Source organism: Streptomyces sp. NPDC002784 (assembly GCF_053592135.1).
This window is the reverse complement of the sequence record NZ_JBSFVD010000008.1, coordinates 140,342-162,541: the sequence shown is the minus strand read 5'-3', so window position 1 is coordinate 162,541 and position 22,200 is coordinate 140,342. Positions and strand designations below refer to the sequence as shown.

At 70.8% G+C, this 22,200-nt stretch carries 20 protein-coding genes; 17 read left to right on the top strand and 3 right to left on the bottom strand.

The genetic code is table 11. The annotated features are described in order from the left end of the window. The first annotated feature begins 87 nt into the window (after positions 1 to 87). The 11 genes from pdxS to ACWD1Z_RS17455 all read left to right on the top strand — a co-directional run bounded on the left by pdxS (position 88) and on the right by ACWD1Z_RS17455 (position 11,717). Positions 88 to 993 (top strand): pyridoxal 5'-phosphate synthase lyase subunit PdxS, encoded by a 906-nt coding sequence (gene pdxS / locus ACWD1Z_RS17505; protein WP_389419253.1) that lies wholly within the window; start codon positions 88 to 90, stop codon positions 991 to 993. After that, complete coding sequence (pdxT, locus tag ACWD1Z_RS17500) at positions 993 to 1,598, top strand: pyridoxal 5'-phosphate synthase glutaminase subunit PdxT (protein ID WP_451119533.1); 606 nt, start codon at positions 993 to 995, stop codon at positions 1,596 to 1,598. Before pdxS ends, pdxT begins: the two co-directional genes overlap by 1 nt. A 48-nt stretch (positions 1,599 to 1,646) precedes the next feature. Further along, a complete protein-coding gene (locus ACWD1Z_RS17495) occupies positions 1,647 to 2,399 on the top strand; it encodes a YebC/PmpR family DNA-binding transcriptional regulator (protein ID WP_451119531.1) in 753 nt (250 codons plus the stop codon). Between the two features lie 117 nt (positions 2,400 to 2,516). Next, complete coding sequence (ruvC, locus tag ACWD1Z_RS17490; RefSeq protein WP_451119530.1) at positions 2,517 to 3,047, top strand: crossover junction endodeoxyribonuclease RuvC; 531 nt, start codon at positions 2,517 to 2,519, stop codon at positions 3,045 to 3,047. After that, positions 3,044 to 3,649 (top strand): Holliday junction branch migration protein RuvA, encoded by a 606-nt coding sequence (ruvA, locus tag ACWD1Z_RS17485; protein WP_451119529.1) that lies wholly within the window; start codon positions 3,044 to 3,046, stop codon positions 3,647 to 3,649. The genes ruvC and ruvA overlap by 4 nt, the downstream gene beginning before the upstream one ends. 21 nt (positions 3,650 to 3,670) lie before the next feature. Then, complete coding sequence (gene ruvB / locus ACWD1Z_RS17480; protein ID WP_451119527.1) at positions 3,671 to 4,741, top strand: Holliday junction branch migration DNA helicase RuvB; 1,071 nt, start codon at positions 3,671 to 3,673, stop codon at positions 4,739 to 4,741. A 186-nt stretch (positions 4,742 to 4,927) separates the two neighbouring features. Beyond that, positions 4,928 to 5,419, top strand: coding sequence for a preprotein translocase subunit YajC (gene yajC, locus ACWD1Z_RS17475; RefSeq protein ID WP_451119525.1), 492 nt, complete (start codon positions 4,928 to 4,930; stop codon positions 5,417 to 5,419). A gap of 131 nt (positions 5,420 to 5,550) precedes the next feature. After that, positions 5,551 to 7,308, top strand: coding sequence for a protein translocase subunit SecD (gene secD / locus ACWD1Z_RS17470; protein ID WP_451119523.1), 1,758 nt, complete (start codon positions 5,551 to 5,553; stop codon positions 7,306 to 7,308). A gap of 1 nt (position 7,309) precedes the next feature. Then, positions 7,310 to 8,425: a protein translocase subunit SecF gene (secF, locus tag ACWD1Z_RS17465; protein WP_451119522.1), complete on the top strand. Its 1,116-nt coding sequence runs from the start codon at positions 7,310 to 7,312 to the stop codon at positions 8,423 to 8,425. Beyond that, positions 8,422 to 8,961, top strand: coding sequence for an adenine phosphoribosyltransferase (locus ACWD1Z_RS17460; protein ID WP_451119520.1), 540 nt, complete (start codon positions 8,422 to 8,424; stop codon positions 8,959 to 8,961). Before secF ends, ACWD1Z_RS17460 begins: the two co-directional genes overlap by 4 nt. Before the next feature lie 221 nt (positions 8,962 to 9,182). Continuing rightward, the gene (locus ACWD1Z_RS17455) at positions 9,183 to 11,717 is read left to right on the top strand and encodes a RelA/SpoT family protein (RefSeq protein ID WP_451119519.1); all 2,535 of its coding nucleotides are present in this window, start codon (positions 9,183 to 9,185) and stop codon (positions 11,715 to 11,717) included. A gap of 105 nt (positions 11,718 to 11,822) precedes the next feature. Here ACWD1Z_RS17455 and ACWD1Z_RS17450 read toward each other — a convergent pair whose 3' ends face one another. Both ACWD1Z_RS17450 and ACWD1Z_RS17445 read right to left on the bottom strand, forming a co-directional pair. Next, positions 11,823 to 13,052, bottom strand: coding sequence for a DUF349 domain-containing protein (locus tag ACWD1Z_RS17450; RefSeq protein ID WP_451119518.1), 1,230 nt, complete (start codon positions 13,050 to 13,052; stop codon positions 11,823 to 11,825). Positions 13,053 to 13,188: 136 nt separating this feature from the next. Next, the gene (locus ACWD1Z_RS17445) at positions 13,189 to 14,037 is read right to left on the bottom strand and encodes a peptidylprolyl isomerase (protein WP_451119516.1); all 849 of its coding nucleotides are present in this window, start codon (positions 14,035 to 14,037) and stop codon (positions 13,189 to 13,191) included. A gap of 180 nt (positions 14,038 to 14,217) precedes the next feature. Here ACWD1Z_RS17445 and ACWD1Z_RS17440 point away from each other — a divergent pair, with 180 nt between their 5' ends. The 5 genes from ACWD1Z_RS17440 (at position 14,218) to rpsD (ending at position 19,398) form a co-directional block, all read left to right on the top strand. After that, the gene (locus tag ACWD1Z_RS17440) at positions 14,218 to 14,937 is read left to right on the top strand and encodes an MBL fold metallo-hydrolase (RefSeq protein WP_451119514.1); all 720 of its coding nucleotides are present in this window, start codon (positions 14,218 to 14,220) and stop codon (positions 14,935 to 14,937) included. 13 nt (positions 14,938 to 14,950) lie between these two features. Further along, on the top strand, positions 14,951 to 16,213 hold the full coding sequence (gene hisS / locus ACWD1Z_RS17435) for a histidine--tRNA ligase (protein WP_451119512.1): 1,263 nt from the start codon (positions 14,951 to 14,953) through the stop codon (positions 16,211 to 16,213). A gap of 183 nt (positions 16,214 to 16,396) precedes the next feature. Next, positions 16,397 to 17,047, top strand: coding sequence for a vitamin K epoxide reductase family protein (locus tag ACWD1Z_RS17430; RefSeq protein ID WP_451119511.1), 651 nt, complete (start codon positions 16,397 to 16,399; stop codon positions 17,045 to 17,047). A 74-nt stretch (positions 17,048 to 17,121) separates the two neighbouring features. Then, positions 17,122 to 18,477 (top strand): replication-associated recombination protein A, encoded by a 1,356-nt coding sequence (locus tag ACWD1Z_RS17425; protein ID WP_451119509.1) that lies wholly within the window; start codon positions 17,122 to 17,124, stop codon positions 18,475 to 18,477. Positions 18,478 to 18,783: 306 nt separating this feature from the next. Beyond that, positions 18,784 to 19,398, top strand: a complete 615-nt coding sequence (gene rpsD, locus ACWD1Z_RS17420; RefSeq protein ID WP_129796831.1) for a 30S ribosomal protein S4 — start codon at positions 18,784 to 18,786, stop codon at positions 19,396 to 19,398. A gap of 30 nt (positions 19,399 to 19,428) precedes the next feature. Here rpsD and ACWD1Z_RS17415 read toward each other — a convergent pair whose 3' ends face one another. After that, positions 19,429 to 21,603: an ATP-binding protein gene (locus ACWD1Z_RS17415; RefSeq protein WP_451119507.1), complete on the bottom strand. Its 2,175-nt coding sequence runs from the start codon at positions 21,601 to 21,603 to the stop codon at positions 19,429 to 19,431. Positions 21,604 to 21,763: 160 nt separating this feature from the next. On the opposite strand from ACWD1Z_RS17415, the gene ACWD1Z_RS17410 reads away from it, so the two are divergent. Next, positions 21,764 to 22,198, top strand: a complete 435-nt coding sequence (locus ACWD1Z_RS17410; RefSeq protein WP_389419234.1) for a DUF948 domain-containing protein — start codon at positions 21,764 to 21,766, stop codon at positions 22,196 to 22,198. Positions 22,199 to 22,200 lie beyond the last annotated feature (2 nt).

Sequence of the window (22,200 nt, the reverse complement as noted above, 5' to 3'; positions counted from 1 at the left end):
CTGACCATTGGCCCTTGCTGTGGACTGGCCCATTCACGTTTCCTCGGTGCGGTAGCAACCCTCTTTTCACATATGTGAGGTCAACCCGTGTCCAGCACCGAGAACCAGGCTCCCGCAACCGGCACCGCCCGCGTGAAGCGCGGCATGGCCGAGCAGCTCAAGGGCGGCGTGATCATGGACGTCGTCACGCCGGAGCAGGCGAAGATCGCCGAGGACGCGGGCGCCGTCGCCGTCATGGCCCTGGAGCGGGTCCCGGCCGACATCCGCAAGGACGGCGGCGTGGCCCGTATGTCCGACCCGGACATGATCGAGGGCATCATCGAAGCGGTCTCCATCCCGGTGATGGCCAAGTCCCGCATCGGCCACTTCGTCGAGGCCCAGGTCCTGCAGTCCCTCGGCGTGGACTACATCGACGAGTCCGAGGTCCTCACCCCGGCCGACGAGGTCAACCACTCCGACAAGTGGGCGTTCACCACCCCCTTCGTCTGCGGTGCCACCAACCTGGGCGAGGCCCTGCGCCGCATCGCCGAGGGCGCGGCCATGATCCGCTCCAAGGGCGAGGCCGGCACCGGCAACGTCGTCGAGGCCGTCCGCCACCTGCGCCAGATCAAGAACGAGATCGCCAAGCTGCGCGGCTTCGACAACAACGAGCTGTACGCCGCCGCCAAGGAGCTGCGCGCCCCCTACGAGCTGGTCAAGGAGGTCAGCGAGCTCGGCAAGCTGCCGGTCGTGCTGTTCTCCGCCGGTGGCGTCGCCACCCCGGCCGACGCCGCGCTGATGCGCCAGCTCGGCGCCGAGGGCGTCTTCGTCGGCTCCGGCATCTTCAAGTCGGGCGACCCCGCCAAGCGCGCCGCCGCCATCGTGAAGGCCACCACCTTCTACGACGACCCGAAGATCATCGCGGACGCCTCCCGCAACCTCGGCGAGGCCATGGTCGGCATCAACTGCGACACCCTCCCCGAGGCCGAGCGCTACGCGAACCGGGGCTGGTGATGACCGCTCCCGTGGTCGGAGTGCTCGCACTCCAGGGCGACGTACGGGAGCACCTCATCGCCCTGGCCGCGGCCGACGCCGTGGCCAGGCCGGTGCGGCGCCCCGAAGAGCTCGACGACATCGACGGCCTGGTCATCCCCGGCGGCGAGTCCACCACCATCTCCAAGCTCGCCGTCCTGTTCGGCGTCATGGAGCCGCTGCGCGCACGCGTGCGTGCCGGACTGCCCGTCTACGGCACCTGCGCCGGCATGATCATGCTCGCCGACAAGATCCTCGACCCGCGCTCGGGCCAGGAGACCATCGGCGGCATCGACATGATCGTGCGCCGCAACGCCTTCGGACGCCAGAACGAGTCCTTCGAGGCGGCCCTCGACGTGACGGGCATCCCGGGCGATCCTGTGGAGGGCGTCTTCATCCGCGCCCCGTGGGTGGAGTCCGTCGGCGCCCAGGCCGAGGTGCTCGCCGAGCACGACGGCCACATCGTCGCGGTCCGCCAGGGCAACGCGCTCGCCACGTCGTTCCACCCGGAACTGACCGGCGACCACCGCGTGCACGGGCTCTTCGTCGAGATGGTGCGCGCCAACCGGGCGGCCGACTCCTTGTAGGATCGCTGGCGTTCGTTCATAGACGGGTTACGCGAAGGAGACAGGCAGATGTCCGGCCACTCTAAATGGGCCACGACGAAGCACAAGAAGGCCGTGATCGATGCCAAGCGCGGCAAGCTCTTCGCGAAGCTGATCAAGAACATCGAGGTCGCGGCGCGCATGGGCGGCGTCGACCTCGACGGCAACCCGACGCTCTATGACGCCGTCCAGAAGGCCAAGAAGAGTTCGGTCCCGAACAAGAACATCGACTCCGCGATCAAGCGCGGTGGCGGTCTCGAGGCCGGCGGCGCCGACTACGAGACGATCATGTACGAGGGCTACGGCCCCAACGGTGTCGCCGTGCTCATCGAGTGCCTCACCGACAACCGCAACCGCGCCGCCTCCGACGTCCGCGTCGCCATGACCCGCAACGGCGGCAACATGGCCGACCCGGGCTCGGTGTCGTACCTCTTCCACCGCAAGGGCGTCGTGATCGTCCCCAAGGGCGAGCTGACCGAGGACGACGTCCTCGCCGCCGTCCTGGACGCCGGCGCCGAGGAGGTCAACGACCTCGGTGAGTCCTTCGAGGTGCTCAGCGAGGCAACCGACCTGGTCGCGGTGCGCACCGCCCTCCAGGAGGCCGGCATCGACTACGACTCCGCCGAGGCCAACTTCGTCCCGACCATGCAGGTCGAGCTCGACGAGGAGGGCGCGAAGAAGATCTTCAAGCTGATCGACGCGCTCGAGGACAGCGACGACGTGCAGAACGTCTTCGCCAACTTCGACGTCAGCGACGAGATCATGGAGAAGGTCGACGCGTAACCCTGCCGCGGACCGAGCGGATACCGGCGGGCCGGTGGGACACACCCACCGGCCCGCCGCCGTTGTCAGTGCCGGCGGATAGCCTGCACAAACAGGCGATCGAAGGAGGGGCGCTCAGTGCGCGTACTGGGGGTGGACCCGGGCCTGACGCGGTGCGGGGTCGGCGTGGTCGAGGGAGTCGCGGGCCGGCCGCTCACCATGCTCGGCGTCGGGGTCGTACGCACGCCCGCGGACGCCGAGCTGGGGCAGCGCCTCGTCGCCGTCGAGCAGGGCATCGAGCGGTGGCTCGACGAACACCGGCCCGAATGCGTCGCCGTGGAGCGGGTGTTCAGCCAGCACAACGTCCGCACCGTGATGGGCACCGCCCAGGCCAGCGCCGTCGCCATGCTCTGCGCCGCCCGCCGTGGCATCCCGGTCGCCCTGCACACCCCCAGCGAGGTCAAGGCGGCCGTCACCGGCAGCGGCCGCGCCGACAAGGCCCAGGTCGGCGCCATGGTCACCCGGCTGCTGCGGCTCAGCGCGCCGCCCAAGCCCGCGGACGCCGCCGACGCCCTCGCGCTCGCCATCTGCCACATCTGGCGCGCCCCCGCCCAGAACCGACTCCAGCAGGCCGTGGCCCTGCACGCATCGAAAGGCCGTACGACATGATCGCCTTCGTCAGCGGCCCGGTCGCCGCCCTCGCCCCCGACTCCGCGGTGGTCGAGGTGGGCGGGATCGGCATCGCGGTCCAGTGCACGCCCAACACGCTCTCCGGGCTGCGCATGGGCCAGCAGGCCAAACTCGCCACCTCCCTCGTGGTCCGCGAGGACTCGCTGACCCTGTACGGCTTCGTGGACGACGACGAGCGCCAGGTCTTCGAGCTGCTGCAGACCGCGAGCGGGGTCGGGCCCCGCCTGGCGCAGGCCATGCTCGCCGTGCACGCGCCCGACGCCCTGCGCAGAGCCGTCGCGACCAGCGACGAGAAGGCGCTCACCGCCGTCCCCGGCATCGGCAAGAAGGGCGCCCAGAAGCTGCTGCTGGAGCTCAAGGACCGGCTCGGCGAGCCGATCGGCGCCCCCGCCGTCGGCGCACCGGTCACCCAGGGCTGGCGCGACCAGCTGCACGCGGCGCTGCTCGGCCTCGGGTACGCGACCCGGGAGGCGGACGAGGCCGTGTCCGCGGTGGCGCCCCAGGCGGAGGCGGCCGAGGGCACGCCGCAAGTGGGGCAGCTGCTGAAGGCGGCCCTCCAGACGCTGAACCGCGCCCGCTAGCACGCACCGAGGAGAACTGCCGTGAACTGGGACGACACGACCGACACCCCCGCCGAGGAGCGGCTCGTCGGCGCGTCCGCCGACCGGGACGACCAGGCCGTCGAGGCGGCGCTGCGCCCCAAGGACCTGGGCGAGTTCATCGGCCAGGAGAAGGTCCGCGAACAGCTCGACCTGGTCCTGCGCGCCGCCCGCGCGCGGGGCGCCACCGCCGACCACGTCCTGCTCTCCGGCGCTCCCGGCCTCGGCAAGACCACCCTGTCGATGATCATCGCGGCCGAGATGGGCGCCCCGATCCGCATCACCTCCGGGCCCGCCATCCAGCACGCCGGCGACCTCGCGGCGATCCTCTCCTCCCTCCAGGAGGGCGAGGTCCTCTTCCTCGACGAGATCCACCGCATGTCCCGGCCCGCCGAGGAGATGCTGTACATGGCGATGGAGGACTTCCGCGTCGACGTGATCGTCGGCAAGGGCCCCGGCGCCACCGCCATCCCCCTGGAGCTGCCCCCCTTCACCCTGGTCGGCGCCACCACCCGCGCGGGACTGCTGCCGCCGCCGCTGCGCGACCGCTTCGGCTTCACCGCGCACATGGAGTTCTACGAGCCGGCCGAGCTGGAGCGCGTCATCCACCGCTCCGCCCACCTCCTCGACGTCGAGATCGACTCCGCCGGCGCCGCCGAGATCGCCGGCCGCTCCCGTGGCACGCCCCGCATCGCCAACCGGCTGCTGCGCCGGGTGCGCGACTATGCCCAGGTCAAGGCGGACGGCGTGATCACGAAGGACATCGCGGCCGCGGCCCTCGCGGTCTACGAGGTCGACGCCCGGGGCCTGGACCGGCTGGACCGGGGGGTGCTGGAGGCCCTGCTCAAGCTGTTCGGCGGCGGGCCGGTCGGCCTGTCCACCCTCGCCGTCGCGGTCGGCGAGGAGCGCGAGACGGTCGAGGAGGTCGCCGAGCCCTTCCTGGTCCGGGAGGGTCTGCTGGCCCGTACGCCCCGGGGCCGGGTGGCCACGCCCGCCGCATGGGCGCATCTCGGCCTCACCCCGCCCCGCTCCGCGGCGGCCGGAAACGGACAAGGGGACCTGTTCGGGGCGTGAGGACCCCGTGCCGGGGCTCGCCCGGCGCGGGCATTGGCCGGGTCAGGAACCTCGGTGCCATGCTGAGCGTTGTTCCTTGCACGCGGACTCGCTTAGACTCCGCCGATGCCGCCGTTGTCGGCGGCACATACACCCCCAACCATCAGGCCGCTCACCATCGCGGTCGTGTGAAGGAAGTTCCGACCCGTGAGTCTCGTGACCCTCCTCCCGTTCATCGTGCTCATCGGGGCCATGTTCCTGATGACCCGGTCGGCCAAGAAGAAGCAGCAGCAGGCCGCCGACATGCGGAACCAGATGCAGCCCGGTTCCGGCGTCCGCACCATCGGGGGCATGTACGCCACGGTCAAGGAGGTCAACGAGGACACCGTCCTCCTCGACGCCGGCCCGGGCGTGGACCTGCTCTTCGCGAAGAACGCCATCGGTGCCGTCCTCACGGACGACGAGTACAACCGCATCGTCCACGGCATCGAGCACGACCTGAAGGCCGACGCCGACATCGTTCCGGACGACGCCTCCTCCCTCACCGAGTCCGACGACGCTGCCGCCGCCTCCGACGAGAAGGCCGTCGACCTCGGGAAGAAGGACGCGGACGCGGAGCCCGCCGACGACGTCGCGGCCGCCGAGACGAAGGCCGACAGCGAGCCGAAGAAGTCCGACGGCGAATCCGGCGCGAAGTAGCCGCATCCCGGAGCGCGCGGGCGTGACCCGCGCGCCCCGGGCACGCGCGGCTCTCGCACGGCATCCCGACTACATGTCATGGCCGCCGGCGCCCACCCGGCGAGAGGCGGCCCGAGAGGGAGTACGAGAAGGTGGCAGCACCTAAGAAGGGCCGGAGCGCGAGCGCCCAGAGCAGGCCGGGGCGCTCGCTGGCCCTCATTCTGATCGCCATCGTGGCGCTCACCGGGGGAATGTTCCTCTCCGGGCACACCACCCCGCGTCTGGGCATCGACCTGGCCGGCGGTACGAGCATCACGCTGCGCGCGGAGGCCGAGCCGGGCCAGGAATCCGCGATCAACAAGACCAACATGGACACCGCCGTCGAGATCATGGAGCGGCGTGTCAACGGTCTTGGTGTCTCGGAGGCCGAGGTCCAGACCCAGGGCGACAAGAACATCATCGTCAACATCCCCAAGGGCACGAACTCCAAGGAAGCCCGGGACCAGGTCGGCACCACCGCCAAGCTGTACTTCCGCCCGGTCATCGCCACCGAGGCCGCCGACGCCGCCGCGACGACCAGCCCGTCGCCGAGCGCCTCCAGCAGCGCCACGGACAAGGCGACCGACAAGGCGACCGACAAGGCGACCTCCTCCTCGTCCCCCTCGGCGACCGGCACCCCCTCGGCGAGCGCCACCTCCCAGGGCCGCGCGGTCACCGACGCCCTCAAGGCGGACCCCACCGGATCGGCGAGCCCCAGCTCCAGCGCCTCGCCGTCCGCCAGCGCCTCCGGCGCCGCGGACACCAGCAAGCTCGAAGCCCAGTACGCGGCCCTCGACTGCACCGACGAGACGGCCCGCGCCAAGGCGGGTGACGGCGCCAAGCCCACCGAGCCGACCGTGGCCTGCGGCCAGAGCACGCCGGGCCAGTGGCAGAAGTACATCCTCGGCCCCGCCGAGGTCGACGGCACGGACGTCGCCGAGGCCGAGGCCGCCTTCGCCACCACGACCGGCGCCGGCTGGACCGTGAACATGAAGTTCACGGGCGAGGGCCGCAAGAAGTTCGGTGACATCACCGGCAAGCTGGCGCAGAACCAGCCCCCGCAGAACCAGTTCGCCATCGTCCTGGACAACGAGGTCGTCTCCGACCCGCGCGTCAGCCAGGCGCTGACCGGCGGCAACGCCGAGATCTCCGGCAACTTCGACCAGGAGTCCGCCCAGAGCCTCGCCAACATGCTGTCGTACGGCGCCCTGCCGCTGTCCTTCAGCGAGGACAGCGTCACCACGGTGACCGCCGCGCTCGGCGGCGAGCAGCTCAAGGCCGGTCTGATCGCGGGCGCGATCGGTCTCGCCCTGGTCGTCCTGTACCTGGTGGTCTACTACCGCGGCCTGTCGCTCGTCGCCATCGCCTCGCTGCTGGTCTCCGCCGCCCTCACCTACGTGATCATGTCGCTGCTGGGCCCGGCCATCGGCTTCGCGCTGAACCTGCCGGCCGTCTGCGGTGCCATCGTCGCCATCGGCATCACGGCGGACTCCTTCATCGTGTACTTCGAACGCGTCCGGGACGAGATCCGCGAGGGCCGCTCGCTGCGCCCCGCCGTGGAGCGGGCCTGGCCGCGCGCCCGGCGCACCATCCTCGTCTCCGACTTCGTGTCGTTCCTGGCCGCCGCGGTGCTGTTCGTCGTCACCGTCGGCAAGGTCCAGGGCTTCGCGTTCACGCTGGGCCTGACCACCGTGCTCGACGTGGTGGTCGTGTTCCTGTTCACCAAGCCCCTGCTGACCCTGCTGGCCCGCACCACGTTCTTCGCGAGCGGCCACCCCTGGTCCGGCCTCGACCCCATGCGACTGGGGGCCAAGCCGCCGCTGCGCCGTACCCGTCGTCCCGCCGGCCCCGTCGACCCGAAGGAGGCGTGAGATGTCGAAGCTCGGCAACCTCGGCGCCCGACTGCACCGTGGCGAGGTCGGCTACGACTTCGTCGGCAACCGCAAGCTCTGGTACGGCCTGTCCATCCTGATCACCATCGCGGCGATCGCGGGCCTCGCGGTGCGCGGCCTGAACATGGGCATCGAGTTCCAGGGCGGCGCGGTCTTCACCACCCCGAAGACCTCCGTCTCCGTCGCCCAGGCGCAGGAGTACGCGGAAGAGGCCTCCGGCCACGACGCGATCGTGCAGAAGCTCGGCGACGGCAAGCTGCGCATCCAGGTCGCGGGCATCGAGACCAAGGAGGCCGACCGGGTCTCCGCGGAGCTCGCCAAGGACCTGAAGGTCGACGAGAACGACGTCACCGGCGAGCTGGTCGGCCCCAGCTGGGGTGAGCAGATCGCCAACAAGGCATGGCAGGGCCTCGGGATCTTCCTGGTCCTGGTGGTGATCTATCTGGCCATCGCCTTCGAGTGGCGCATGGCGGTGGCCGCGTTCGTCGCGCTGATCCACGACATCACCATCACCGTCGGCATCTACGCCCTGGTGGGCTTCGAGGTCACCCCGGGCACGGTGATCGGTCTGCTGACCATCCTCGGCTATTCGCTCTACGACACGGTGGTCGTCTTCGACAGCCTCAAGGAACAGACCAAGGACATCACCAAACAGACCCGCTGGACCTACAGCGACATCGCCAACCGGTCGATCAACAGCACGCTGGTGCGTTCCGTCAACACCACGGTGGTCGCGCTGCTGCCGGTGGCCGGCCTGCTGTTCATCGGCGGTGGCTTCCTCGGCGCCGGCATGCTGAACGACATCTCGCTGTCGCTGTTCGTCGGCCTCGCCGCCGGTGCGTACTCCTCGATCTTCATCGCCACCCCGCTCGTGGCCGATCTCAAGGAGCTCGAGCCGCGGATGAAGGCCCTGAAGAAGCGCGTACTCGCCAAGCGCGCCCAGGCCGCGGCCAACGGTGAGCCGGTGGGCGACGGCCCGGTCGACGAGCCCTACGACGACGAGCCGGACGATGCCGCGCCCGCGGTCGTCGGCCCCCGCAACCAGCCCGCGTCCCGCACCCGGGGCCGTGGCCGCCCGTCGGGGAAGCGGCGATGACCGGCATCGAGGAGCTGCTGCTCAGCCGCATCCGTGATGTGGCCGACTACCCGGAGCCGGGAGTGATGTTCAAGGACATCACCCCGCTGCTGGCGGACCCGGCCGCGTTCACCGCGCTCACCGACGCCCTCGCGCAGATCGCCGAGCGCACCGGCGCCACCAAGGTCGTCGGCCTGGAGGCCCGCGGCTTCATCCTCGGTGCCCCCGTCGCCGTCCGCGCCGGACTGGGCTTCATCCCGGTGCGCAAGGCGGGCAAGCTCCCCGGAGCCACCCTCGGCCAGGCCTACGACCTGGAGTACGGCTCGGCGGAGATCGAGGTGCACGCCGAGGACCTCACCGCCGAGGACCGCGTCCTGATCGTCGACGACGTCCTCGCCACCGGCGGCACCGCCGAGGCCTCGATCCAGCTCATCCGCAGGGCGGGCGCCGAGGTCTCGGGCCTGGCCGTGCTGATGGAGCTCGGGTTCCTCGGCGGCCGCGCCCGCCTGGAGCCCGCGCTGGCCGGCGCCCCGCTGGAAGCGCTGCTCAGGGTCTGACCCCGCGCGTCACGGAAACGGCCGTCCCGGTACCTCGGGGCGGCCGTTTCCGTGCCCGGCGCGACGCGGAAACCCCTCCTCGGGAATCCGGCGCCAGTCCCTCGCGTTCCTCCGGTATACGGCCCTCACATCGGCCTGAAGGCGATCCTGGGGCGCAGGATCGCTACCATGGGGTATCCGGAGCCTGACCGGGGGACCCGGATCGCGCACGAGGAGCCCTCTTGCCAGACGAGGCCCAGCACCTGACCGCCGCCAAGCCCGAGTCCGCCTCGGGCCCCGCGGACAAGCCCGCGCCGAAGACGTCGAACGCGAAGAACGACGCCCGCGGGCCGGTCGAGCACGCCCAGTCCGCGCCCGTCGACAAGTCGGCCGACGAGTCGCGCCCCAAGCCGGCCCCCGCCGAGCGCCCGGCCGCCCCCGTGGTCCGCCCCAACACCGGCCAGCCGCCCCGCACCGGCTCCTCCAACCGCGTCCGCGCCCGTCTCGCCCGCCTCGGAGTGCAGCGCTCCAACCCGTACAACCCGGTGCTGGAGCCCCTGCTGCGGATAGTGCGCAGCAACGACCCGAAGATCGAGACGGCCACCCTCCGGCAGATCGAGAAGGCCTACCAGGTCGCCGAGCGCTGGCACCGCGGCCAGAAGCGCAAGAGCGGCGACCCGTACATCACGCACCCGCTCGCCGTCACCACCATCCTCGCCGAGCTGGGCATGGACCCGGCCACGCTGATGGCGGGCCTGCTGCACGACACCGTCGAGGACACCGAGTACGGCCTCGACCAGCTCCGCCGGGACTTCGGCGACTCCGTCGCCCTGCTCGTCGACGGCGTCACCAAGCTCGACAAGGTCAAGTTCGGTGAGGCCGCGCAGGCCGAGACCGTGCGCAAGATGGTCGTCGCCATGGCCAAGGACCCGCGCGTCCTGGTCATCAAGCTCGCCGACCGGCTGCACAACATGCGCACCATGCGCTACCTCAAGCGCGAGAAGCAGGAGAAGAAGGCGCGCGAGACCCTGGAGATCTACGCGCCGCTCGCCCACCGCCTGGGCATGAACACCATCAAGTGGGAACTGGAGGACCTCGCCTTCGCGATCCTCTACCCCAAGATGTACGACGAGATCGTCCGGCTGGTGGCCGAGCGGGCACCGAAGCGCGACGAGTACCTGGCCATAGTGACCGACGAGGTCCAGCAGGACCTGCGCGCGGCCCGCATCAAGGCCACCGTCACCGGCCGCCCGAAGCACTACTACAGCGTCTACCAGAAGATGATCGTCCGCGGCCGTGACTTCGCGGAGATCTACGACCTGGTGGGCATCCGCGTCCTGGTGGACACCGTCCGCGACTGCTACGCCGCGCTGGGCACCGTCCACGCCCGCTGGAACCCGGTTCCGGGGCGGTTCAAGGACTACATCGCGATGCCCAAGTTCAACATGTACCAGTCGCTGCACACGACGGTCATCGGCCCCAACGGCAAGCCGGTCGAGCTCCAGATCCGCACCTTCGACATGCACCGCCGCGCCGAGTACGGCATCGCCGCGCACTGGAAGTACAAGCAGGAGGCCGTCGCCGGTGCCTCCAAGGTGCGCACCGACGTGCCCAAGGCCGGCAAGGGCAAGGACGACCACCTCAACGACATGGCGTGGCTGCGCCAGTTGCTGGACTGGCAGAAGGAGACCGAGGACCCGGGCGAGTTCCTGGAGTCCCTGCGCTTCGACCTGTCCCGCAACGAGGTCTTCGTCTTCACCCCCAAGGGCGACGTCATAGCGCTCCCCGCGGGCGCCACCCCCGTCGACTTCGCCTACGCCGTCCACACCGAGGTCGGCCACCGCACCATAGGCGCACGGGTCAACGGCCGTCTCGTCCCGCTCGAATCCACCCTGGACAACGGTGACTTGGTGGAGGTCTTCACCTCCAAGGCAGCCGGCGCGGGCCCGTCCCGCGACTGGCTCGGCTTCGTCAAGTCGCCGCGTGCCCGCAACAAGATCCGGGCGTGGTTCTCCAAGGAGCGCCGCGACGAGGCGATCGAGCAGGGCAAGGACGCCATCGCCCGCGCGATGCGCAAGCAGAACCTGCCGATCCAGCGCATCCTCACCGGCGACTCCCTCGTCACGCTCGCGCACGAGATGCGCTACCCCGACATCTCCTCGCTGTACGCAGCGATCGGCGAAGGCCATGTGGCCGCGCAGAACGTCGTACAGAAACTGGTGCAGGCGCTCGGCGGCGAGGAGGCGGCCTCCGAGGAGATCGACGAGTCGGTGCCGCCCGCGCGCGGGCGCAGCCGCAAGCGGCGCAGCAGCCAGGACCCCGGTGTGGTGGTCAAGGGCGTCGACGACGTCTGGGTCAAGCTCGCCCGCTGCTGCACACCCGTCCCCGGCGACCCGATCATCGGCTTCGTGACCCGGGGCAGCGGTGTATCGGTTCACCGCAGCGACTGCGTGAACGTGGATTCACTGTCCCGCGAGCCCGAGCGCATCCTCGACGTCGAGTGGGCGCCCACCCAGTCCTCGGTCTTCCTGGTCGCCATCCAGGTCGAGGCCCTGGACCGCTCGCGGCTGCTGTCGGACGTCACCCGCGTCCTGTCCGACCAGCACGTCAACATCCTGTCGGCGGCCGTGCAGACCTCGCGCGACCGCGTCGCCACCTCCCGCTTCACCTTCGAGATGGGCGACCCCAAGCACCTCGGGCACGTCCTGAAGGCGGTCCGGGGAGTGGAGGGCGTCTACGACGTCTACCGGGTCACCTCGGCGCGCAGCCGGTCGTAGTGCCTCGCCCCGCCTGACGGGACATGACGAGACGGGACATGACGAGACGGGACATGAAGAAAGGGGCTCCCCGCGGGGAGCCCCTTCCCATGTTCTCGGGCGTCGTCAGCCGCCGAACTCCTGAAGGCCCTTCAGGGCCTGGTCGAGCAGCGCCTGGCGGCCCTCGAGCTCACGCTCCAGCTTGTCGGCCTTGGCGTTGTTGCCCTGGGCGCGCGCCTGCTCGATCTGGCCGCGCAGCTTGTCCACGGCGGCCTGGAGCTGGCCGGTCAGACCCTCGGCACGCGCGCGTGCCTCCGGGTTGGTCCGGCGCCACTCGGTCTCCTCGGCCGCCTGGATGGCCCGCTCGACGGCGTGCATCCGGCCCTCGACCTTCGGCCGGGCGTCCCGCGGCACATGGCCGATGGCCTCCCAGCGCTCGTTGATCTGGCGGAACGCGGCACGCGCGGCCTTGAGGTCCGTCACCGGGAGGATCTTCTCGGCCTCATGGGCCAGCTCCTCCTTCAGCTTCAGGTTCTCCGACTGCTCGGCGTCACGCTCGGCGAAGACCGAGCTGCGCGCGGCGAAGAACACGTCCTGGGCACCGCGGAAGCGGTTCCACAGGTCGTCCTCGTGCTCGCGCTGGGCACGGCCCGCGGCCTTCCACTCCGTCATCAGCTCGCGGTAGCGGGCCGCCGTCGGACCCCAGTCCGTCGACCCGGACAGCGACTCGGCCTCGGCGACCAGACGCTCCTTGGTCCTGCGGGCCTCCTCGCGCTGCGCGTCCAGCGCCGCGAAGTGGGCCTTGCGGCGCTTGGAGAACGCCGAGCGCGCGTGCGAGAAGCGGTGCCACAGCTCGTCGTCCGACTTGCGGTCGAGCCGCGGCAGCCCCTTCCAGGTGTCCACCAGCGACCGCAGCCGCTCGCCGGCCGACCGCCACTGGTCGGACTGCGCCAGCTCCTCCGCCTCGGCGACCAGCGCCTCCTTGGCGTGCCGCGCCTCGTCGGACTGCTTCGCGCGCTGCTGCTTGCGCTCCTCGCGCCGCTTCTCGACGGTCTCCACGAGCTTGTCCAGACGCTGCCGCAGCGCGTCCAGGTCACCGACCGCGTGATGCGCGTCGACCTGCTGGCGAATGTGGTCGATCGCCACCTGGGCGTCCTTGGCGGACAGGTCGGTGGTCTTCACTCGCTTCTCGAGGAGGCCGATCTCGACAACCAGGCCCTCGTACTTGCGCTCGAAGTAGGCCAGCGCCTCCTCAGGGGAGCCGGCCTGCCAGGAACCGACGACCTGCTCGCCGTCGGCCGTACGCACGTACACGGTCCCCGTCTCGTCGACGCGGCCCCACGGGTCGCTGCTCACAGCGCCTCCTCCACATGATGCCTGCTCGGGGCTTCAGCGCCCCCGGGCATCGTCCACAGTTTCGTCACGGCCAACATAGGCGACCGGCGGGTTGCCTGTCCGCATCCCGCGCGACCGAAATTTCGCAGTTGGGGGGTCAGGATTTGGTGACAGTTGCCTTGTTGATCACCACGGTCGCATGGGGCGCCGTGTTGCCCGTCGTGGGGTCCGCGGGCTGCGCTCCGGCGGCCGCCAGCTTCTTGAGAACCTTCATCCCCGCCTCCGACACCGTGCCGAACGGGGTGTAGTTGGCCGGCAGCGGACTGTCCTGGTAGACGAGGAAGAACTGGCTGCCGCCGGAGTCCTTGCCCTCCCCGGTCTGGGCGTTGAACTGGTTCGCCATCGCGACCGTTCCCGCCGGGTAGGTGTCGCCCTTGAGGCTCTTGTCCTTGAGGTTCTCGTCCGGGATCGTGTAGCCGGGACCGCCGGTGCCGGTGCCCGTCGGGTCGCCGCACTGGAGCACGTAGATGCCGCTGTCGACCAGCCGGTGGCACTTGGTGTGGTCGAAGTAGCCCTTGCCGGCGAGGAAGTTGAAGGAGTTGACGGTGTGCGGGGCGGCCGACGCCTTGAGCGCTATGTCGATCTCACCGCAGGTCGTGTCCAGCTTCATCGTGTAGTCCGCGGACTTGTCGATGGTCATGGCCGGTTCCTTCTTCCAGCTCATGGTCTCGACCTTGCCCGCGGCCGGCTTCTTGCACGGGTCCGGGACCTTGCTGGTCGGCGCCGCGCTCGGGGTGGCCTCCGCGCCCGCGTTCGACTTGCCGTCGTCCCCGTCGAAGGCGCCGGCCGTATACAGCCCGAGGCTGCCGATGAGTACGACGCCGAGCGCGGACGCGATGACCGCGTTGCGCGTGCGTGACTTGCGCCGCGCGTCCGTGCGCCGCTGCTGCTGCCGCAAGAACTTCTCCCGGGCGAGCTGACGCCGCCGCTGTTCCTGGCTGACCACGGGGTTGTCTCCTCAAGCGTCTGAATGCGTCGACCGGTGCGAGTGCGTCCGGTGGGCCGACCGTCTGCGTGTGCCCCGTACCGTATATGGGTTCGCTGAGGAATCGGCAGCGCCGGTAGGCTCTGACCTCAGGCGCAGCCCACCGACTTGTCACCCGAACCGACACAACGAAGGACGATCGTGCTCATTGCCGGGTTCCCCGCCGGGGCCTGGGGGACGAACTGCTATCTCGTCGCCCCCGCCGCCGGTGAGGAGTGCGTGATCATCGACCCGGGCCACCAGGCGGCCCCCGGAGTCGAGGAAGCACTGAAGAAGCATCGGCTCAAGCCCGTCGCCGTCGTCCTCACCCATGGCCACCTCGACCATGTGGCCTCGGTCGTCCCCGTGTGCGGCGCGCACGACGTACCGGCCTGGATCCACCCCGAGGACCGGTACATGATGAGCGACCCCGAGCGGGCGCTCGGCCGTTCCATCGGGATGCCGCTGCTGGGCGAGCTGACCATCGGGGAGCCGGACGACGTCAAGGAACTGGCCGACGGCGCGAAGCTGGAGCTGGCGGGCCTGGAGCTGTCCGTCGCCCATGCGCCGGGCCATACCAAGGGGTCGGTGACCTTCAGGATGCCCGAGGCGGCGGACATCCCGCCGGTCTTCTTCTCGGGCGACCTGCTGTTCGCCGGCTCCATCGGACGCACCGACCTGCCCGGCGGTGACATGGCCGAGATCCTCGACTCGCTGGCCCGCGTGTGCCTGCCGCTCGACGACTCGACCGTGGTGCTGTCCGGCCACGGCCCCCAGACGACCATCGGCCACGAGCGCGCCACCAACCCGTATCTGCGGCAGGTGGCCGCCGGCCGCCAAGATCGCGGAGGAGCCCCGCAGGCTCCCCGACGAGGAATGTGACGAGAGACCTCCCGTGAGCACCTTCAAGGCCCCCAAGGGCACCTACGACCTCATCCCGCCGGACAGCGCCAAGTTCCTGGCCGTCCGCGAGGCCATCGCCGCCCCGCTGCGCAACTCCGGCTACGGCTACATCGAGACGCCCGGCTTCGAGAGCGTCGAGCTGTTCGCGCGCGGAGTCGGGGAGTCCACCGACATCGTGACCAAGGAGATGTACGCCTTCGAGACCAAGGGCGGCGACCGGCTGGCCCTGCGCCCCGAGGGCACCGCGTCCGTGCTGCGCGCCGCGCTGGAGGCCAGCCTGCACAAGGCGGGCAACCTCCCGGTCAAGCTCTGGTACTCCGGCTCCTACTACCGCTACGAGCGCCCCCAGAAGGGCCGCTACCGCCACTTCTCGCAGGTCGGCGCCGAGGCGATCGGCGCGGAGGACCCGGCGCTGGACGCCGAGCTGATCATCCTGGCCGACCAGGCGTACCGCTCGCTGGGCCTGCGCGACTTCCGCATCCTGCTCAACAGCCTGGGCGACAAGGAGTGCCGTCCGGTCTACCGCGCCGCGCTCCAGGAGTTCCTGCGTGGCCTCGACCTCGACGAGGAGACCCTGCGCCGGGCGGACATCAACCCGCTGCGCGTCCTCGACGACAAGCGCGAGGCGGTCCAGAAGCAGCTCGGGGACGCGCCGCTGCTGCGCGACTACCTCTGCGACGCGTGCAAGGCGTACCACGAGGAGGTCCGCGAGCTGATCACGGCCGCGGGCGTCGGCTTCGAGGACGACCCCAAGCTGGTGCGCGGCCTGGACTACTACACCCGGACGACCTTCGAGTTCGTGCACGACGGTCTGGGCTCCCAGTCCGCGGTGGGCGGCGGCGGCCGCTACGACGGCCTGTCCGAGATGATCGGCGGCCCCGCGCTGCCGTCCGTCGGCTGGGCCCTCGGCGTCGACCGCACGGTCCTCGCGCTGGAGGCGGAGGGCGTCGAGCTCGAACTGCCCTCCACCACCAGCGTGTTCGCGGTCCCGCTCGGCGAGGAGGCCCGCCGGGTGCTGTTCGCCAAGGTGGGCGAGCTGCGCAAGCAGGGCATCGCGGCGGACTTCTCCTACGGCGCCAAGGGCCTCAAGGGCGCCATGAAGAACGCCAATCGCAGCGGCGCCCGCTACACGGTCGTCGCCGGCGAACGCGACCTCGCCGAGGGCGTCGTCCAGCTCAAGGACATGGAGTCCGGCGAGCAGACGGCGATCGGCGTGAACGAGATCGTCGCCGAGCTGGAGGCCCGGCTGGGCTGAGGGCCGCATCGTCACGGTCACGGGGGCTTCGCGGGAACGCGAGGCCCCCGTTGTCGTGAACCGAACGCTCCGGGTCCCCCGCGAGGGTTCCTTATCTCCAGTGAACGGTGGGGACGCGTCCGTTTGCGGCACAATGACCCCTGCCCGGAGAAGGTCCACCTCTCAAGTGACGGAATCGGCGTGATGAGCAAGACGACCCTCCAAGACGTCTCCACCGAGCCCGAGCGCACCGTCGAGGCGCCGCGCACGGCGGGCGGCAGCACGGCCTTCGCGCTGATGCTGGTGATCACCGGCGCGGCCGGGCTGCTCGCCGCGTGGGTCATCACGCTCGACAAGTTCAAGCTGCTGGAGGCCAAGGTCGAGGGGAAGACCTTCGTCCCCGGGTGCAGCCTGAACCCCGTCGTCTCCTGCGGCAGCGTCATGGAGAGCGACCAGGCCTCGGTCTTCGGCTTCCCCAACCCGATGCTCGGCCTCGTCGCCTACGGCGTCGTCGTCTGCGTCGGCATCAGCCTGCTCGCCCGCGCCCGCTTCCCGCGCTGGTACTGGCTCACCTTCAACGCCGGCACCCTGTTCGGCGTCGGCTTCTGCACCTGGCTGCAGTTCCAGTCGCTGTACCGCATCGGCGCCCTGTGCCTGTGGTGCTCGCTGGCCTGGGTCGCGACGATCATCATGTTCTGGTACGTCACCTCGTTCACCGTGCGCAACGGCTTCCTGCCCGGACCGCGCTGGCTGAAGGCGTTCTTCGGCGAGTTCACCTGGGTGCTGCCGGTGCTGCACATCGGCGTCATCGGCATCCTGATCATGACCCGCTGGTGGGACTTCTGGACCGGCTGACGGCGCCGAGGGCATTGTCAGTGCGGTGCTGTGCTTTCTGGGGGACACCCCCAGACCCCCGGTAGGGTTTCAGGGTGGAGCCCGACCTGTTCACCGCCGCAGCCGAAGAACGCCAGGAGAAGGACCCGGCCGCCAGCCCCCTGGCCGTCCGGATGCGCCCGCGCACCCTCGACGAGGTGGTGGGCCAGCAGCACCTGCTGAAGCCGGGCTCACCGCTGCGCAGACTGGTGGGGGAGTCCGGCGGCGGCCCGGCCGGACCCTCCTCGGTGATCCTGTGGGGCCCGCCCGGCACCGGCAAGACGACCCTCGCCTACGTCGTCTCCAAGGCCACCAACAAGCGGTTCGTGGAGCTGTCCGCGATCACCGCCGGGGTCAAGGAGGTCCGCGCCGTCATCGAGGGCGCCCGCCGCGCCACCGGCGGCTACGGCAAGGAGACCGTCCTCTTCCTCGACGAGATCCACCGCTTCAGCAAGGCCCAGCAGGACTCCCTCCTGCCCGCGGTGGAGAACCGCTGGGTGACGCTGATCGCGGCGACCACGGAGAACCCGTACTTCTCCGTCATCTCGCCCCTGCTGTCCCGCTCCCTGCTGCTCACCCTCGAACCCCTCACCGACGACGACGTCAGGGGTCTGCTGAGGCGGGCGCTGAGCGACGAGCGCGGCCTCGGGGACGCCCTCGGCCTCCCCGAGGACACCGAGGATCACCTGCTGCGGATCGCCGGCGGCGACGCCCGGCGCGCCCTGACCGCCCTGGAGGCCGCGGCGGGGGCCGCCCTGGACCAGGGCGAGAGCGAGATCAGCCTCCGGACGCTGGAGCAGACCGTCGACCGGGCGGCGGTCACGTACGACCGCGACGGCGACCAGCACTACGACGTCGCCAGCGCCCTCATCAAGTCCATCCGCGGCTCCGACGTCGACGCGGCCCTGCACTACCTGGCCCGGATGATCGAGGCCGGCGAGGACCCTCGCTTCATCGCCCGCCGGCTGATGATCTCGGCCAGCGAGGACATCGGGCTCGCCGATCCGCACGCCCTGCCCATCGCGGTCGCCGCGGCCCAGGCCGTCGCCATGATCGGCTTCCCGGAGGCCGCCCTCACCCTCAGCCACGCCACCATCGCCCTCGCCCTCGCGCCCAAGTCCAACGCCGCGACGACCGCCATCGGCGCCGCCATGGAGGACGTACGCAAGGGACATGCCGGGCCGGTGCCGGCGCATCTGCGCGACGGGCACTACAAGGGCGCCGCCAAGCTCGGCCACGCGCAGGGGTACGTGTACCCGCACGACCTGGCCGAGGGCATCGCCGAGCAGCAGTACGCCCCGGACGCCCTCAAGGACCGCGAGTACTACACCCCCACCCGGCACGGCACGGAGGCCCGGTACGCGGACGCGGTGGAGTGGACCAGGAAGCGCCTCGGTCGCAAGCGGTCCTGAGCAGCCTGTAGACTCCCTCGAAGTGCTGTGTCCCGTGCAGTCAGAACGGGACGGTCAGCCGGAGACCCGGTTCCCAGGAACCGGCTCCAGGAGCGTCGCGCACCGTCGAACGGTGTCGCGGGCAGCCCACCACCACTCGTCGTACGACGGGACCGGTCGGTGGGCCACTCGCGTGCTGCACGTATGTGCCCAGATCAGGGAGCGGCTGCCCAGCAGGTCCGACCGACCGGACGTGCCGGGTCTCCCCGGCTGCGGATGCGACCTCCCTCAACCCTGACAAGCCGAACACCAGGAAATGAGAAACAAGTGGCGAATCAGTCCCGCCCCAAGGTCAAGAAGTCGCGTGCCCTCGGCATCGCGCTGACCCCGAAGGCCGTCAAGTACTTCGAGGCCCGCCCCTACCCGCCGGGCGAGCACGGCCGCGGCCGCAAGCAGAACTCGGACTACAAGGTCCGTCTGCTGGAGAAGCAGCGTCTGCGCGCGCAGTACGACGTGTCCGAGCGCCAGCTCGTCCGCGCCTACGAGCGTGCCTCGAAGGTTCAGGGCAAGACCGGTGAGGCCCTGATCATCGAGCTCGAGCGTCGTCTCGACGCCCTGGTGCTGCGTTCGGGCATCGCCCGCACCATCTACCAGGCCCGTCAGATGGTCGTTCACGGCCACATCGAGGTCAACGGCCAGAAGGTCGACAAGCCGTCGTTCCGCGTCCGTCCCGACGACGTCGTGATGGTCCGCGAGCGCAGCCGCGAGAAGACCCTCTTCTCGATCGCCCGTGAGGGCGGCTTCGCCCCCGACGGCGAGACCCCGCGCTACCTCCAGGTGAACCTCAAGGCCCTGGCGTTCCGCCTGGACCGCGAGCCGAACCGCAAGGAGATCCCGGTGATCTGCGACGAGCAGCTCGTCGTCGAGTACTACGCCCGTTGATCCACCGGCGGACGTAGCACCACCTGCGCTTCAGCCCGCCGTCTCGCCGCCCTTCCGGGTGGGCGAGGCGGCGGGTTCGTGCATGTCAGGGGTGGCGGGCGAGTGCCGCACGGGCCCGCGCGGCGCGGGCAGCCCCGCCAGCGCCCCGGCCGCCGGCCCCCCGAGGCACAGCGCCCGGGCCACCGCCGCCTCCCGGTCGAGCAGCGCACCCGCCCGTACGCACTCCTCGTACCGCTCGTCGCCCAGCCGCTCCCGGGACATGGTCTCGCACAGCTCGTGCGGGGCGTTGAAGTGGGCCGAGCCGAACAGCGGCAGCCCCACCGACGGCCACATCCGCTCCGCCGCCCCTTGCAGCAGCGCCGCCTCCGCCGCGTCGCCGTCGGCCGCCGTGACCAGGGCCAGCAGCTCCACCGTGAGCACCGAGCCGAGCAGGTCGTGGAAGGAGTGGGCGCCGGCCAGGCAGTCGGCCAGCAGCTCACGCGCGCGTACCCGGTCGCCCTCGCGCCAGGCGGCGTACGCCAGCACATACAGGGCGTAGCTGCGGGCCCAGCGCTCGCCGTGGTCCTCGCACACCCGGCGCACGTCCTCGCACAGCCGTACCGCCTCGGCCAGATCGTCCTGGAAGGCCCGGGCCATGGCGAGCTCCACCTGGCCCATGAGGACGTTGCTGTTGAGCTCACCGATCTCCTGGTAGCGGGCCAGCGCCGAGCGCAGCAGCGTTTCAGCACGGGGCATGTCGTCGGTGACCAGGGCGACACAGCCGATGCGGTGCTCGGCGTAGGCCGCCGCGACGGGGTTCGCCGACGCCCGCGCCTCCTCACCGCACTCGTGCAGCGCGGCGAGCGCGGCGACCGTGTCGCCCTGGAGGACCGCCACATAACCCAGCACCCACAGCGCCTTCAGCCGGGACTGCTCATGGCCGGAGTCCAGCCGGACGGCCTGGTCCAGCCAGTGCCGCCCCTCCGACAGGCGCCCGCAGCCGACCCAGTAGAACCACAGCGAGCCCGCGAGGAGCTGGCCCAAGTGCGCCTCGTCGGGCTCGGACAGGCAGTGCTCCAGGGCGCTGCGCAGATTGGGCAGCTCCGCCTCCACGCGCGCGGCGACCTCCGCCTGGCGCGGCGAGAACCAGTCCAGCTCGCACCAGGTCGCCAGGCCCAGGTACCAGTCGCGGTGCCGGCGCCGCAGCCGCTCCGCGTCACCGGTCGCCGCCAGCCAGTCGGCGCCGTAGGCCCGGACGGTGTCCAGCATGCGGTAGCGCACGCCCGACGCGGTCTCCTCCCGGGAGACCACCGACTGCGCGAGGAGTTCCGAGAGCACGTCGAGGACGTCGTCGGCGCGCAGGCCGTGACCGCTGCACACGTACTCCACGGACTCCAGGTCGAAGCTCCCCGCGAACACCGACAGGCGCGCCCACAGCAACCGCTCCTCGGGCGTGCACAGTTCGTGGCTCCAGCCGATCGCCGTGCGCAGCGTCCGGTGCCGCCACAGCGCCTGCCCGCCGTCCCGAGTCAGCAGCCGGAACCGGTCGTCGAGCCGGGCCAGCAACTGCCCGGCGGACAGCGCCCGCAGCCGCCCGGCCGCCAGCTCCACCGCCAGCGGGATCCCGTCCAGGCGCCGGCACAGCTCCCGTACGTCGTCATCGCCGGTGGCCACCTTCGCCCCGTGCAGCGCGGCCCGGTCCGCGAACAGCTCGACGGCCTCGTCCTCGGCCAGCGGCTCCAGCGTCAACAGCCGCTCGCCCCGCACCGACAGCGGCCTGCGGCCCACCGCGAGCACCGTCAGACCCGGCACCCGGCCCAGCAGTTCGGTCACCAGCTCGGCGCAGGCGTCGACCAGGTGCTCGAACCCGTCCAGCAGCAGCAGGAGTTGACGTCCGGCGAGATGGGACAGGAGCGTCTCGCGCGGCGGGCGGGTGGTGTGGTCGGTGAGGCCCAGCGCCGCCACCACCGCGTGGTCGACGAACGCCGGATCGCTGACCGGCGCCAGCTCCACCCGCCACACCCCGTCCGGCGGCGCGCACCGGGCGGCCGCGTGGGCCGCGAGCCGTGACTTGCCCACCCCGCCCGTTCCGCACACGGTCACCAGCCGCGTCTCGCCGAGCGCCTCGGCAAGCCCCGCGAGTTCGGCCGTACGCCCGACGAACGCGTCGAGCTCCAAGGGGAGGTTGCCGGCCACCGGGGTGGCCTCACGCTGTCGATCTCGCATGGGATACGGAGCGTACTGAACCGTATTCACTCCGTACAATCGCTTCGCCGAACTCGCGCGCCCGCGGGCCGTAATCCGGTACGGAGCCGCGCGCCCGGCGCGATAGGCTCGACCCACGACTTTTCGATGGTGAGACACGTTTCAGGGAGCGGGTGCAACAGTGTCCGGTGGAGAGGTGGCCGGGATCCTGGTGGCCGTGTTCTGGGCGATCCTGGTCTCCTTCCTCGCCGTGGCACTGGTGAGGCTGGCCCAGACGCTCAGGGCGACCACCAAGCTGGTCGCGGACGTGACCGATCAGGCCGTGCCGCTGCTGGCGGACGCCTCCTCGGCGGTGCGCTCGGCGCAGACCCAGATCGACCGGGTCGACGCGATCGCCTCCGACGTCCAGGAGGTCACCTCCAACGCCTCCGCGCTGTCCAGCACGGTGGCCTCCACCTTCGGCGGCCCCCTGGTCAAGGTCGCGGCCTTCGGCTACGGCGTGCGCCGCGCGATCGCGGGCCGCAAGGACGACGTGCCCGCCAAGGAACCCCGACGTACCGTGATCGTGGGCCGCACCGTTCCGGCCGCACGGCGGAACAAGCGGAAGAAGGGCTGATC

Coding starts and splice junctions, on each gene's coding strand:
- pdxT (WP_451119533.1), top strand. CDS start 993: ATGACCGCTCCCGTGGTCGGAGTGCTCGCACTCCAGGGCGACGTACGG.
- ACWD1Z_RS17495 (WP_451119531.1), top strand. CDS start 1,647: ATGTCCGGCCACTCTAAATGGGCCACGACGAAGCACAAGAAGGCCGTG.
- ruvA (WP_451119529.1), top strand. CDS start 3,044: ATGATCGCCTTCGTCAGCGGCCCGGTCGCCGCCCTCGCCCCCGACTCC.
- secF (WP_451119522.1), top strand. CDS start 7,310: ATGTCGAAGCTCGGCAACCTCGGCGCCCGACTGCACCGTGGCGAGGTC.
- ACWD1Z_RS17460 (WP_451119520.1), top strand. CDS start 8,422: ATGACCGGCATCGAGGAGCTGCTGCTCAGCCGCATCCGTGATGTGGCC.
- ACWD1Z_RS17430 (WP_451119511.1), top strand. CDS start 16,397: ATGAGCAAGACGACCCTCCAAGACGTCTCCACCGAGCCCGAGCGCACC.
- ACWD1Z_RS17415 (WP_451119507.1), bottom strand. CDS start 21,603: ATGCGAGATCGACAGCGTGAGGCCACCCCGGTGGCCGGCAACCTCCCC.